Here is a 12,948-nt window from a genome sequence, read left to right as displayed (position 1 = left end):
TGAAATAAAAGGGTTTTGGCGATTTGTTCGAGCCTGCGTTCCACAAGAAGCCAGAAGCCAGGAGTCAGAAGCCAGGAGAAAAGCTTAAAGCTGAGTTGAGCAGCTGGCCTGCTCGTACCGATTAGTGAAGTTAAGCAGCGTGCCTGCTTATACGAAACTTATGCCCTCTGGGCGAAAGCGAGCTTGCGAGACATCGAGACTTATACCCCTCAAGGGGGTACTGAAGTGAGTACCCGAAGGGTGAAAAGAGTTTGATCTTCCGAACCGATTGATCAAGGATGATGGACATGCAGTAACCCCTCACACCCGCCTTGTTGCAGGAGCCGCCAGTGGGAGCGACCTCCCGGTCGCGAACAATGGAAGAATGCGGCTCCGGATCTTCGCGACCGGGAGGTCGCTCCAACTGGAGGCCGCGCCTACGGAATTATGGAATCTCCGGGTTGTTCCGAGTGCGGTTTTCCTCTCTCCGGAGCATAACAACTCTTCATTTCAGGGCTGTATTCACCGCCCTTTTCATTATATATGAAAAAAGGCGGCAGGGTCTTCAGGACTCCGTCGCCTTTTTTTATTGCCTCAAGCAGAACCAGCATCTCCGTCGCCCCGGGAAAACCACGTACCGGGCGCAACTTCGCAGGTATGAGATCATGTTTCTTCAGCGCGGAGGCAAGGGAAGGGAGCCGGTTGGCCGGATACACCAGGTCAAGCTTGCCGCCATCAACCAGCAGTCGGGCGGCGGCACGGGCAAGGTTCTCGGGCCCGGCCTGGAGCCCCTGCCGGGCAAGAAACCTCTCCTGATTCCGGCTGCCTCGTGATTTCTGCGGATCCATATAGGGCGGGTTACCGACAATGCGGTCAAATAAAGCGCCGGCAAGAACGTCGGCACCGTTGAGATCACCTTCGACGACCTCAAAGCGGCCGGCAAAACCATTATCCTGCGCGTTACGCCTGGAAAGAGCAACGAGGTCCGCCTGGATTTCAAGACCGACAATCCTGACCTCAGGCCGGCGATAAGCGAGAATCAGGCCGATCACTCCGCAGCCTGATCCCAGATCAAGAATACGTTCTCCGGGAGCAGGCTGGACAAAGTGGGCCAGGATGACCGAATCCTGATTGAAGCGGTAACCATCCCGGTATTGCAGACAGGTCAGAGCACCTGCAAAAAGAGTGTCGAGGGTGGTTTCCCGACCGGAATCAGACATCCACTTTTTCACCATCGACCAGTTGGTTCATCACCATGCCGGTCAGGATTTTTGGGTAGAAGTAGGTTGATTTGTGCGGCATCACCAACTCCGCATCAGATACGTTTTTCACCTGCGAAACCAGGGTGTTGTTCATCAGAAAGATCACGCTGGTGCTGTTCAGGCCGGCGCTTTCCTTTACCGCCTTGTCCAGAGCCTCGTCCGGGTCGCTGAAGTAATCAATCAGGTTTTTGTCGACACAGATTTCATGATCAAGGCCGAGGTGATGCCCGAGAATCAGCTCCGACAGAACCACCACATCAAGCTCCCGGAGCGGAGCGGGAATGGTATCGAGGCCGGCCCCGGCCATCGCCCCGTCTTTCATCCGCAGCAGGAAACAGCGGTCTTCTCCAGGATGGTAGAGTCCGAAAACCGTTGCCGCATCGCGAGCCTCATCCATTCCGGCCAGCACCTCGGCAACCAGAACTTCTCTGGTGCCGCCGGCAACCTCCTTCACCTGAAACGCTTCACCGAGTTTTGCGACCAGAGCATCAGCCGATGTCTCCGGCAGACGGACCAGCCGATGGGTGGGGAGGACGGAAAGACCGGGATCTTCGATGGCACAGAGATACATCATCACAAAATTGAACGAGCTGTCGGCAGCAACATTTTTCCTGCCTTCCATACCGGCAATCTTCTCCCGCATCTGCAGGGCGGTTGTATATCGATGGTGTCCATCGGCAATATAGACCGACTTTGCCGCGAAAAGCGCCCGGGCCCTCGCTATCGCCTCCCGGTCAGAGACCTGCCAGAGAGAATGGCGGCAACCATCCTGATCTTCACACTCGGCCAGAGGTTCCGGTTTTTTAGCCGATTCAAGGGCCGCCATAACCTCGCCCATTTCATCGGGATACACCGCAAACACCTGACTGAACTGGGTACGGCAGGCATCAAGAAGACGCAGCCGGTCGGTGACCACTCCCCTGAAAACCTTCTCATGGGGTTTGACAATCCCTTCCGAAAATTCGGCCAGCCCGGTCAGGCAGATCAACCCCTTACGGGTAAAGCGCCGACCGGAGGGGTGCTGGTAATCGATAAAGTAAAGGTAGATGGAGTGGTCCTCGTCTCTTTGCAGAATGCCTTCGGACTGCCAGGTATCGAGCAGCTGCCGGGCCCTGCTGTACCTTTCATCGGAAACCGCTTCCTGGGAGGTCTTACCCAGATCAAGCTGAATCATATTGTAGGGGTTTTTCTCCAGCAGGTCCTGCTGGCCTTTGGCATTAATGACGTCATAGGGAGGGGTGACAACTTCTTCGAGACGGCTGACCACATCTTTGTTATATCTGAGTCCGCGAAAGGGGGCAATTATAGCCACGGGTGACACTCCGGTTTTAGATTGTCTTTAATAAAAATCATGTGCAGAATCTCAGTCATCGAGTAAAAAAAGAACTGGTTCCGAGCAACGCGCGCCGTCGACCCTGCCACCGACGTCGCAAACTGCAAAGTGGGTGACAAATGCGATGCGAGTCGACGCTTTGCCATGTAATGGCTTACAAAAGTGAAGACATTTGTAGTCAATAAAAGGCCAATTTTCAAGCACTATTATATGAACCTCGGCGGTCACCAGTACCCCGGCAAAAGGGGTGGCGCACCGCCGTCCAGAGACGGAGTTGAAAATGTTCGATATTTTTGTGAAAACCCATTTTTCTGCAGGACATCATCTGCGTGAGTACCCGGGAAATTGTGAAAAACCCCATGGCCACAACTGGAAAATCGTCGTAACCATCCGGGCAACTTCGCTTGACGAGCTGGGAATGGCCATCGATTTCAGGGTCGCGAAAGATGCGGTCAATCAAGTCGTGGACGCCCTGGATCATCGGGACCTGAATGAACACCCCGACTTTCTGAACCAAAACCCCTCTTCGGAAAACATTGCCATCTTCATCTATCAAAATCTGAAGGAGATGCTGACCACCGACCGATACCGACCATACAGTGTTGAGGTCCGGGAAACTGACAACTGCGGGGTTATCTATTGTGAAGGTTGACCCGCTTCTCGATGCTTCTCGACCGCCTGCGCCAGCGAACCTTCTGATTTCGCTTAGACCGGCATGACAATCCTCTCCTCCGACCAAAACCTCAAGGTTTCGGAACTCTTCTTCAGCATTCAGGGAGAATCAAGTTTCGCCGGGCAGCCCTGTGTTTTTATCAGGCTTTCCGGCTGTAACCTGCGCTGCAGCTACTGTGATTCAAGTTACACCTATGAAGAAGAGGGAGAGACGACCCCGCTTACCGAAATCATCGACTATGCCGAAAAATATCCTGGTTTTCCGATTGAAATCACCGGCGGGGAACCGCTGATCCAGGAAAACGTCTACCCCCTGATGCACGCCCTGTTGGCGAAGAAGCGACTGGTACTGCTCGAAACCAACGGCAGCATCAAACTCGACCGGGTGCCGGAGTCGGTGGTCAGAATCATGGATATCAAATGCCCCGACAGCGGCATGGCCGAACAGCTCGACCTCACCAATCTGGCCCTGCTGGATATCAAGGACGAGGTCAAGTTCGTCATCAGTTCACGGACGGACTACGAGTGGGCGATCGACCTCATTCGGCAGCATGCCCTCGACCGCCTGCCGATCATTCATTTTTCTCCGGCGGCCTCGCGGCTCTCCCCCGCCACCCTGGCCGACTGGATCCTCACCGACCGCCCTCCGGTCAGAATGCAGCTGCAACTGCACAAGATATTATGGCCGACCGTCAACCGCGGCAAGTAGTAACGCCCGCCAGCGGTCCTGTCCGTAGAGTCCTGCCACCCTGAAGCCGAAATCCCGCATCGTTTCCGCCACCTCGGTCTCCTGCCTGCCAAGAAGCCCTGATAACACGAGATGCCCTCCACCTGCGGAGAGACGGCTGAAGTCATGCACCATCCCCGACATGACCGCCGCCGTCACATTGGCGATGATCAGATTATATGGCCCCGCAAGCTCCGAAAGCTGCCGGGCGGCAAAAACCACTTTGTCGGCAAACGGGTTCAGGCTTTTATTTATTTCGGCAGCACCAATCGCCTCACGGGAGATATCGATCCCCAGAACTTCACGGGCGCCGAAAAGGCAGCTGCAGAAAGAAAGAATGCCGGAGCCGCAACCGACATCAAGCACCCGGGCCGGGAACACACGGTCGGCATAAAGATGCTCCAGAGCCTTCACCGCCAGCCTGGTGCTGGGGTGGCTTCCGGAACCGAACACTGTAGAGCCTGCCATGACCAGCAGGAATTTTTTCGTCGTCCCGCCTGCATCATTGCCATGAATTGCCACAAACCTGGAAAAATCGTCCGGTCTTCCTGAACGCAGCTCCTCCGGAACCGCCATTCTGGTTTCGACAATCTCCGGAGCAACCCCATCCGGTTTATTATCAAACTCCCTCATCACTTCTGCAAGCGCGGGAAGCAGAACTCCCGCTTCATGCTCCCGGCCAGCAATCAAGAGCAGCACACCGCTCTCCCTCTCATGGCGAAGGGCAACATCGGCAAATACATTTTGAACTCGATCGGAAAATGCTCCGGCAATAGCTTCCGGCAGGCGAATGAGCACATGCAGTCGGGACAATTCCCGGAGAGCCGGGTCAAACTCGGGGATACTTACTGGGGGCATCGGATACAATACGGATCAGACATCATGGCCGAAAATCCTGCGGCGGAAAAAATCTACCAGCTGCCGGCGCCGGCTGCTGACCTTGACCTGCTCCGGGATCATGTTCGGCACTTCCATTTTCAGAATCGCCATCTTGTATTCGATATGGGCCGCGAACCGATTGTCGAGATACCACGCATAGATCAGTCCGAAAAGAAGCCCCGGAGGAGTGAACCCTTCCTGGCCGTTGACCAGCCTCGTATAACGCAATGGATCGAGCAGGGAGCGGTTGATCCGGGCCAGTTCAAGATAGGTGTGCAGGTCCTCTTCATCCAGATAGCACTGCCTTAAAGCGGGCGGCCGCAAAGTGACCTGGTAGATCCTGCCCAGAGGCCCGCTTTTGTGCTCCACCGGCAGCATTTCCTTGGCCGCGGCATAGTTGCCGAGCAGGGATTCCCCAAGGGCAACCAGATAGGCAAGCTCAAAACTTTCCGGCTGACCGGAAACATCCCGCCGGATCTTGATCATCCTGTCCACCGGATCATAAAAGGAGAAGATCCGGTCCCACTCCTGGGGATGGACCCAGTCCGCCTTCTCCACCAGCATGATTCCATCGTGAAATGACAGGTGGTCGAGGGAGATGTCACCATGACGCCATAAAATATCGAGCACCCGCTCCCGGATTTGCGGGTCGAGATTGAATTTTGCAAGAGCCTTTGCAACCGCTGCCAATCTGCTGGAGGGGGTCTGATCTCTCCGGCCGATGATAAGCCCCTCTGCTCCCATCTTCTGGGACAAAGTTATTGCAGAAGGGGGCGCCAGATGCTTTCTGACCGCCCAGACCGCCCGGACGGTTTTGGCCATTGCCAGAGAATCATGCTGGACCACCCGCTTCTCCTTCAGCGCTGCTGCTGAGAATATCCTGCATTCCAGGAGGCCAAGCCCCGACGCCCTGACATTTTCCCGATCAAGATAGATCGGGACCTTGCCTTCCAGGGCATAGCTCTGAAGAATGCTGCCGGGGATATCGTCAAGCGACAGGGCAAGAACCTCATTGAACAACCCTTCAATCCCCCCCGGGATATTGCGGTGATAAGCATTGATCAGATCGGAGACATGAAACCGCCTGCCCGGCTCGTCGGTCACCAGGTCGGTCTCTCCTTTCTGGACCCAGATATTGGTCACCAGCAACTTGAGAGCGCGGGTATTCTTCCTGATCTCGACGGAAATTTCCTCCATCTGCATGATCGGGATAATACTTGTATACAGACTGCCCGGTGCAAACAGGATGATATCGGCCAGCCGAATGGAGGCAAGCACCTCCGCCGGGACCTCCGGTCTGCCGGAGGCTTCCACCATCACCCGTTCCACCGGAAACCCCCGATTGGCATGGCCGGATTTATATTCTCCGGTGACCATTACCCCATTCCCGTAAAGAATCTTGAGCCGGGCCGGGGTAAAGGTACACGGCAGGACCGCATCCGGCTCACCCCCCAGAAGATCGGCCAGGAAACGCAGCCCCCTGATCAGGGCCTTCCCGTCACAGGAGAATGACTTGCCATTGTGACGGCAAATCGCAGACACCAGTAAAAGATTCCCCAGGCAATGGGGCCGGTTGACAAGTCTCTGCAGGCGTTCATCGGTAAAGAGCGCCCCCATAAGATCGAGAAGCGGCCGCGACATCCCCGCCGGGAGAGCATCCAGGCAATGATCCAGGGAGGAGAGGAGCGCATCGAGACCGGCCGGAGTTTTGGCATAGCGAAAATTAAACACCTGGTGCAGAGAGGCTGCCACCTTCAGGCAATCCTCTTCATTCAGGCCATATTGGGCGTGCAGCTTGTCCTGCCGGATGGACGAGAGCAGGACATGCCGCAGATCACCCACCGCCACAACATCAAGGTCCTTCAGGAGTTCTCCGGTGGAGCCCCCGTCATCTGTTACACAGACGATGGAGGTTGTTCGGGGAAAAAGCTCTTTCAACCCGTTAAAGGGCGCTTCCGGCCAGGAAGGATGTCGGCTGTCGCCGCCAACCAGATTTGAAAGACCTGTCCCGCCGCCGAAAACCACGACCTTGAGATCTTTGACATCGAACTGTTCAAGCAATCCTGCCAGCCGTTCAAGACCTGAGGTAAGCTCCCGGGGGCCGGGAGGAACCCCGGACATGGCAAGCTCAATCACCTTCTCGACCAGATTCTCCCGGGGGATCAGATCAAACGGATTGAAGCTTTCTGCTGTCAGTTCAGACAGTGTTTCGTTAATAGTCACGGTTTGTCTATCACCCCTGATGGTTCCGGAGGCTTCCCGAGCCGGTCATCATGACCTGATTGCCACGAAAAGTTCTTTGACCCTTTCCAGGTCTTTCGGGGTATCAACCTCAACCGAATCATGCTCGGTGAGGACCACTTTGATCCGATAGCCGTATTCAAGGGCGCGCAGCTGTTCAAGTTTCTCAAACCGCTCCCACTCCCCTTCCGGCAGACCGACAAAGGTGTGCAGGAAACTCTTCCGGTAGCCGTAAAATCCAAGATGCTTGTAATAGGTGGGCTTCTCGACATCTTCAGGATTTCGCTGGTGAGGAATGGGCGACCTGGAAAAATAGAGCGCCATGCCGTTCCGGTCGAAAACGGTTTTCACATGGTTCGGATCGGTGATCTCTTCCTCGCGGATGATCTTGTAGATCAGGGTGGACATCGGCAGGGCGGGGTCTTCCAGGAGGGGCCGGGCGACCTGTTCCACCACTTCATGGGCGAAGAGGGGCTGGTCGCCCTGAATGTTGACGACCACGTCCTGCTCGTTGATGCCGAGAATGGTTGCCGCCTCGGCAAGGCGATCGGTCCCGGAAACATGGGCGTTACTGGTCATCACCACCTCTCCGCCGAAACCCTTCACACAGGCGGCGATCCGCGCATCGTCGGTGGCCACCGCCACCTGATCGATGAGTGCCACCGCTCGCGCCCGTTCATAGACATGCTGGATCATCGGTTTGCCCAGGATATCCGCCAGCGGCTTTCCTTCGAAGCGGTTGGAATGATAGCGGGCGGGGATGATCGCCACAACCTTCGGTTCTGATTTATGGGTCGGATCCATTTTTTTTGCTCACCGGGAATTATTATCTGTAAATTTACTGGCCGTTCATTTACCTTAAACCCTCAAACACGGGACCAAGATAAACCAATTTTCCAGTTATAACAACCATTTATAGCAATGCCTGTAACAATCAACAACGAAATAGCCGTCGCCCCGGCAACCGATCTGCAGGCCACGGAAGCTAAAAATCTGGCAACAGAACTGGGGCTGCAAATGACCTCCCTCGATAACACATCATACCCCCTGCTGCTGGTGAAAACCGGAGAACGACTGGAACTACGCCGAACCGGAGCTGGAAAAACCGGCCCGGTGTATGTTGATTTTACCGGCGGCAGAGCCGACCACCGACGGCGCGAGGGCGGAGGGAAAAAGCAGACAATCGCCCGGGCCGTCGGGATCAAAGGTCAATATCTGCCGACCGTACTTGATGCAACTGCCGGACTTGGTCGTGACGCGTTTGTTCTCGCCTGTCTGGGGTGCAGGGTGACGATGTGTGAACAGAATCCGGTGCTTGGTGCGCTACTGAAAGACGGATTGGCCCGCGCCGCAAACAACTCGCAACTATCTGCAATCATTAATAAGAATATGTTTTTCCAGCATGGCGACAGCCTGGAGATCATGAGCAGGATCAGCCAGGAAAACCGCCCTGAGGTGGTCTATCTCGACCCGATGTTTCCCCATCGCACCAAGAGCGCGCTGGTCAAAAAAGAGATGCAGGTTATCCAGCAGCTTGTTGGCGAAGATCTTATCAGCGACCAGCTCCTGACCCTGGCCTTGAACACCGCTACCCGGCGGGTGGCTGTCAAACGTCCCGCATCTGCTCCGCCATTGAATGGCAGAAGACCCGATCTGACATACGAAACAAAAAAAAACCGCTTTGATGTCTATCTGATCCACTGATTCAGCGGAAAATCGTCGACTACAAAAGCATAAAAAAGGGGTGCCGGCCGGCCCCCCTTTTTTATTTGCATTTCAAGGTCTCTTTATCACACAGCGCCCCCCGCCTTTTTCAAGGCCGCGCACATCTGGGCGAGTCGTTCTCCGGAGAGTTTGATCGGCACCTGGAAGACCAGGAGCCGATCCATGACTGCTGCTGAAGCAGGCAGGGCATCCTTGTCGTAAATCACCCGCCGTTTGCCGTGACTGACAAAGGGCCAGCCGGATTCGGTGAGGGTGGAACCACCCAGGAGATGTTCCCATTTCGGATAGTAGTGCCAGGTATTGGCGGCAAAATAGACGGCGCCGCATCCTTCCGCTTTCAACACCTCGTTTACCGCCCTCGCCTTGGCGCCATCGGGCAGAAAGAATGAAAAGAAGGTGGAATTTTCGCCTTTCTCATCAAGATATCTTCTGAAGGTCACTCCCGGGATCTTTGCCGCCGCCTCTTGCAGTTTCTTCTTATGCACCTTCTGCGCGGCGATCATGCTGTCAAGCTTGGCCAGCTGGGCCAGACCGATCGCCCCCTGCAGTTCCATCATCCGGTAGTTGAAGCCGACAAAACTCCGCCCTTCTCCCCCGCGGCCTCCCGGGTTCTGGACGTGGTCATGGCCATGATCGTGGTATTCGCTCATCTTCCGCCAGAGATCTTCATCATCAGTGATCACCATTCCTCCTTCGCCGGTGGTCATGGTCTTGACCGCGTCAAAGGAGAAGGTCCCAAGCTTGCCGAACGTGCCGAGCCCCTTGCCGTTCAGTTTCGCCCCGGCAGCCTGGGCGGTGTCTTCGATCACCGGGATCCCGTGTTTGTCACCGATGGCCACGATCTCTTCGATCCTCGCCTGGCCGCCCATCATATGGACCGGGATGATCGCCTTGGTCTTCCCGGTGATCTTCTTCTCAAGGTCGGCCGGGTCCATGTTCAGGGTCTCGTCAACCTCGGCGAATACCGGCACCGCGCCGATATCAAGAATGGCCTCCCAGGTTGCAACAAAGGTAAAGCTCTGGGTGATGACCTCATCCCCCGGCCCGACCCCCAGGACCGCCAGGGCAACCTTCAGGGCCACGGTGCCGGAAGTAACCGCCTGGGCATATTTCGCCCCGCAATAGGCGGCGAACTTCTCCTCAAACTCCCTGACCTTGTAAACCCCTTTGCGCTGTTCCGGAAACTCGTAGCGAAAAAGCACCCCGGTATCCAGCACCTCCATGATCTCTTTCTTTTCCTCTGCACCAAACACTTCAAAGCCGGGCATTGATCTCACCTCTATCTGTTCAAACATTGATGTTGTTTTCACTCAAACCGAGGGCGACAAGCCCGGCCATAACCAAGGCGGCAAGGGTTTTGAACGGAGGCGTACAAGAGGTACGCCGAGTATCAAAATCCCGCGGCCAACGAAGGGTATGGCAGGGATCGTCGCCCGGATTATGACGTTTTATTCCCAGCCGACCATCGCATTCTGATACACCTGAATCACCTCATCCCTGGTCGGTTTGCGGGGGTTGTTCTCTACCGGTCTGGTGACGGTGAGGGCAATATCGGCCATCTCCGGAATCTTGTCGACCGGAATCCCGAGATCGGCAAGGCTGCCCGGGATACCGACATCGCGATTCAGGTTGTAAATCGCCTCAACAACCAGCCCGGCTGCTTCCCTGGGAGAAAGGTCGGAGGTGTCATATCCCATCACTTCGGCAACTGCGGCATATTTTCCGGGATTGCCGATCAGGTTGTATTCAACCACATAGGGAAGAAGAACGGCGTTGGCCAGACCGTGCGGGATGCCGAACATCCCGCCCAACGGATAGGCCATCGCATGGACCAGTCCGACCCCTGCCGTGGCAAGGGCCTTGCCCCCGAGAAGACTGCCGAGAAGCATCGCCGAACGGGCAGCGAGATTGCCGCCATGGGCATAGGCAAGGGGAAGATTCTGGCTGATCAGGTCAATGGCTTCGAGAGCATACATATCTGAGATCGGGTGCGCCTGGGTGGAGAGATACGCCTCGATGGCGTGGGTGAAGGCGTCGATTCCGGTGGTGGCGGTGACGGAGGGCGGCATCGAAACGGTGAGTTCCGGATCAAGGAGTGCGGCATTGGGATACAATGGATCACCATTCATCCCGCCCTTGGATTTTGTCGCCTCATTGATAAAAACCGCCGTAAAAGTCACCTCGGCGCCGGTTCCGGCCGTGGTCGGAACCATGATCTTCGGCACCCCGGGTTTGCCGATCTTGCCCAGCCCCAGATAGTCGACCGCCTTGCCGCCGTTGGTGAGCAGGATACTCACCGCCTTGGCAACATCCATGGCCGACCCGCCGCCAACGCCTACCACGCAGTCACAACCGGCCTTCTTGGCAAGCTTGCAACCATTGTCGGCCAATTTCAGCCCAGGTTCCGGATCAATCTTGTCAAAGATCTCAAACGCCATTTTCGCTTTCTGCAGCGGGGCGGTAATTTTTTCCAACAGCCCCGCTTTTTTTACTCCGGGATCGACGACCAGGAAAACCTTGGTGCCGCCCTCGGCTTTGATCATCTCGGCAAGGGTATTGACAGCCCCGGCGCCAAAAGTGATCCGGGTGGGCTGGGTAATCGTGAAAATATTTGCAGTCATGGACGAAGAACCTCTTTTAGTTGTTGAAATAAGACCGGTAAATGCTACCCTGAAAAAGCACAATCGATACTACTTCAGCCAAGTAGCCGATCGCAATAAAAAAAGCTGTTATATCCCCATGAGAACATAGAAAATGGACCATTACGTCAGCCGCTCCGAAAAAAAACGTCAGGCCAAGGACATCGAGAAGATCAGTCACGAACTTGCCGAACTCCCCGCTTCGGACCTGGCCAGATTGCCATGCGATGATTTCCTGAAAGAAGAGATCAAACTTGTCCGGAAGCTGAAAGGCGGTTCCCGGAAACGACAGATCAAACATATTGCCAAGGAATTGCGGCAGCAGCCGGTGGAAGAGATCCTCTCCTTTCTTGCCGAACAGAAAGGCTCGAGCCTCCAGACGGACCTGGCCTTCCATGGCCTGGAAAAACTGCGCGATGATCTGCTGGGCGCCGCCATTGATGAGTACAACGCCTACCAGGAAAAACCAGGCTACTTTTATATGGACCGGGATGTCCCGATCCTGCACCATGTCATCGAAATGTTCCCGGACCTTGATGTCGAGACCATTGTCCGGTCGGTGGAAAACTTTGCGGTGACCAGAAAACCGAAACTGTCACGGGAGGTCTTTAGAATTCTGAAGGCAGCCGCCGAAAGAAAAAAATATTCCGAACAGGGAGCGATCTGAAAGTGGATTACCGACAGGGAAAAACCGGACGGGTCTTCTGTATCCGTTTCGACGAGGGTGACGACTTCCTGCAGGAACTCACCGCAATCATCAAAACTGAAAATATCCGCCAGGGCTGGTTCCAGGTGATCGGCGGGTTGCGCCAGGCGGAGGTGGTCACCGGCCCGAAAGAGCCGGTGATGCCGCCGGAGCCGGTCTGGGCGACTGTCGAAGGCGCCAGGGAGACCCTCGGCACCGGCACAATTTTCTGGGATGGCGAGGAACCGAAAATCCATCTTCACGCAGCCATGGGCCACCACGGTGACACCCTCACTGCCTGTGTCAGAAAGGGAACAAAGGTATACCTTGTGCTCGAAGTCATACTGACGGAAATCGTGGGCATAAATGGTGACCGACCCTGGTATGAGAAAGGTGGGTTCAACAGGTTGACATTTTATTGAGCTTATCTGGGGGAACGGGGGGCAGACAGTCTGCCCTTTCATCATTATTCCTCCCTACTCTTTTGCAGTATCCGTGGAGAGGTACCGAAGTGGTCGCAACGGCCCCGACTCGAAATCGGGTTGTCGGTTCATAGCCGGCACGTGGGTTCGAATCCCACCCTCTCCGCCAATTTCACTCCCGGCATTTTAGAGGCAGCAAAAAGCCGGAATTTCTCCCGACCACTTGACCTTGCGACACCCTTTCTCCCAGAAAGACTTGACTCCACCTGCCAGGTTCCCCTGCTGAAGAACTGACCAACATCATTTTTTCGGTCTCGTAAAAAGCCACGAGACGGACGGGCAACGTCATCTAACTATTTGATTGATCGTCGACCAATCTGGAAG

General features: G+C 55.4%; 12 protein-coding genes and 1 tRNA gene. 6 read left to right on the top strand and 7 right to left on the bottom strand.

From position 1 onward, the window contains the following. Positions 1–416: 416 nt before the first annotated feature. Positions 417–1,199 carry a methyltransferase gene (locus KKG35_08270; GenBank protein ID MBU1738124.1) on the bottom strand — a complete coding sequence of 261 codons (783 nt, stop codon included), beginning with the start codon at positions 1,197–1,199 and terminating at the stop codon, positions 417–419. Beyond that, entirely contained in the window at positions 1,192–2,553 is a 1,362-nt protein-coding gene (locus tag KKG35_08265; GenBank protein MBU1738123.1) for a DUF1015 domain-containing protein, read from the bottom strand. Before KKG35_08265 ends, KKG35_08270 begins: the two co-directional genes overlap by 8 nt. 301 nt (positions 2,554–2,854) lie before the next feature. Here KKG35_08265 and queD point away from each other — a divergent pair, with 301 nt between their 5' ends. Next, positions 2,855–3,226 carry a 6-carboxytetrahydropterin synthase QueD gene (queD, locus tag KKG35_08260; GenBank protein ID MBU1738122.1) on the top strand — a complete coding sequence of 124 codons (372 nt, stop codon included), beginning with the start codon at positions 2,855–2,857 and terminating at the stop codon, positions 3,224–3,226. Between the two features lie 63 nt (positions 3,227–3,289). Further along, positions 3,290–3,955, top strand: coding sequence for a radical SAM protein (locus tag KKG35_08255; protein MBU1738121.1), 666 nt, complete (start codon positions 3,290–3,292; stop codon positions 3,953–3,955). Here KKG35_08255 and KKG35_08250 read toward each other — a convergent pair. The 3 genes from KKG35_08250 to kdsB form a co-directional block, all read right to left on the bottom strand. Further along, positions 3,926–4,831 carry a 50S ribosomal protein L11 methyltransferase gene (locus tag KKG35_08250; protein MBU1738120.1) on the bottom strand — a complete coding sequence of 302 codons (906 nt, stop codon included), beginning with the start codon at positions 4,829–4,831 and terminating at the stop codon, positions 3,926–3,928. The genes KKG35_08255 and KKG35_08250 overlap by 30 nt on opposite strands. A gap of 15 nt (positions 4,832–4,846) precedes the next feature. Next, positions 4,847–6,973, bottom strand: coding sequence for a YvcK family protein (locus KKG35_08245; protein MBU1738119.1), 2,127 nt, complete (start codon positions 6,971–6,973; stop codon positions 4,847–4,849). Positions 6,974–7,123: 150 nt separating this feature from the next. Next, a complete protein-coding gene (gene kdsB / locus KKG35_08240) occupies positions 7,124–7,897 on the bottom strand; it encodes a 3-deoxy-manno-octulosonate cytidylyltransferase (protein MBU1738118.1) in 774 nt (257 codons plus the stop codon). 117 nt (positions 7,898–8,014) lie between these two features. Here kdsB and KKG35_08235 point away from each other — a divergent pair, with 117 nt between their 5' ends. Continuing rightward, positions 8,015–8,797, top strand: a complete 783-nt coding sequence (locus KKG35_08235) for a class I SAM-dependent methyltransferase (protein ID MBU1738117.1) — start codon at positions 8,015–8,017, stop codon at positions 8,795–8,797. An 86-nt stretch (positions 8,798–8,883) separates the two neighbouring features. Here KKG35_08235 and KKG35_08230 read toward each other — a convergent pair whose 3' ends face one another. After that, entirely contained in the window at positions 8,884–10,086 is a 1,203-nt protein-coding gene (locus KKG35_08230) for a DegT/DnrJ/EryC1/StrS family aminotransferase (protein MBU1738116.1), read from the bottom strand. Between the two features lie 180 nt (positions 10,087–10,266). Then, positions 10,267–11,439 carry an iron-containing alcohol dehydrogenase gene (locus KKG35_08225; GenBank protein ID MBU1738115.1) on the bottom strand — a complete coding sequence of 391 codons (1,173 nt, stop codon included), beginning with the start codon at positions 11,437–11,439 and terminating at the stop codon, positions 10,267–10,269. Between the two features lie 133 nt (positions 11,440–11,572). On the opposite strand from KKG35_08225, the gene KKG35_08220 reads away from it, so the two are divergent. The 3 genes from KKG35_08220 to KKG35_08210 all read left to right on the top strand — a co-directional run bounded on the left by KKG35_08220 (position 11,573) and on the right by KKG35_08210 (position 12,733). Beyond that, complete coding sequence (locus tag KKG35_08220) at positions 11,573–12,124, top strand: DUF615 domain-containing protein (protein MBU1738114.1); 552 nt, start codon at positions 11,573–11,575, stop codon at positions 12,122–12,124. A gap of 2 nt (positions 12,125–12,126) precedes the next feature. Next, positions 12,127–12,564 (top strand): DNA-binding protein, encoded by a 438-nt coding sequence (locus KKG35_08215; protein MBU1738113.1) that lies wholly within the window; start codon positions 12,127–12,129, stop codon positions 12,562–12,564. 75 nt (positions 12,565–12,639) lie between these two features. Further along, positions 12,640–12,733: transfer RNA gene (locus KKG35_08210), tRNA-Ser, on the top strand. Positions 12,734–12,948: the final 215 nt, after the last annotated feature.

It is taken from the genome of Pseudomonadota bacterium (genome assembly GCA_018823285.1).
GTDB lineage: Bacteria > Desulfobacterota > Desulfobulbia > Desulfobulbales > JAGXFP01 > JAHJIQ01.
This window is presented reverse-complemented; position numbering and strand designations above follow the sequence as displayed.

Bases quoted from the DNA above. Each gene is read 5' to 3' on its own strand.
- KKG35_08270 (MBU1738124.1), bottom strand. From the start codon at position 1,199: ATGTCTGATTCCGGTCGGGAAACCACCCTCGACACTCTTTTTGCAGGT.
- queD (MBU1738122.1), top strand. From the start codon at position 2,855: ATGTTCGATATTTTTGTGAAAACCCATTTTTCTGCAGGACATCATCTG.
- KKG35_08255 (MBU1738121.1), top strand. From the start codon at position 3,290: ATGACAATCCTCTCCTCCGACCAAAACCTCAAGGTTTCGGAACTCTTC.
- KKG35_08250 (MBU1738120.1), bottom strand. From the start codon at position 4,831: ATGCCCCCAGTAAGTATCCCCGAGTTTGACCCGGCTCTCCGGGAATTG.
- KKG35_08245 (MBU1738119.1), bottom strand. From the start codon at position 6,973: ATGTCCGGGGTTCCTCCCGGCCCCCGGGAGCTTACCTCAGGTCTTGAA.
- kdsB (MBU1738118.1), bottom strand. From the start codon at position 7,897: ATGGATCCGACCCATAAATCAGAACCGAAGGTTGTGGCGATCATCCCC.
- KKG35_08235 (MBU1738117.1), top strand. From the start codon at position 8,015: ATGCCTGTAACAATCAACAACGAAATAGCCGTCGCCCCGGCAACCGAT.
- KKG35_08230 (MBU1738116.1), bottom strand. From the start codon at position 10,086: ATGCCCGGCTTTGAAGTGTTTGGTGCAGAGGAAAAGAAAGAGATCATG.
- KKG35_08225 (MBU1738115.1), bottom strand. From the start codon at position 11,439: ATGACTGCAAATATTTTCACGATTACCCAGCCCACCCGGATCACTTTT.
- KKG35_08220 (MBU1738114.1), top strand. From the start codon at position 11,573: ATGGACCATTACGTCAGCCGCTCCGAAAAAAAACGTCAGGCCAAGGAC.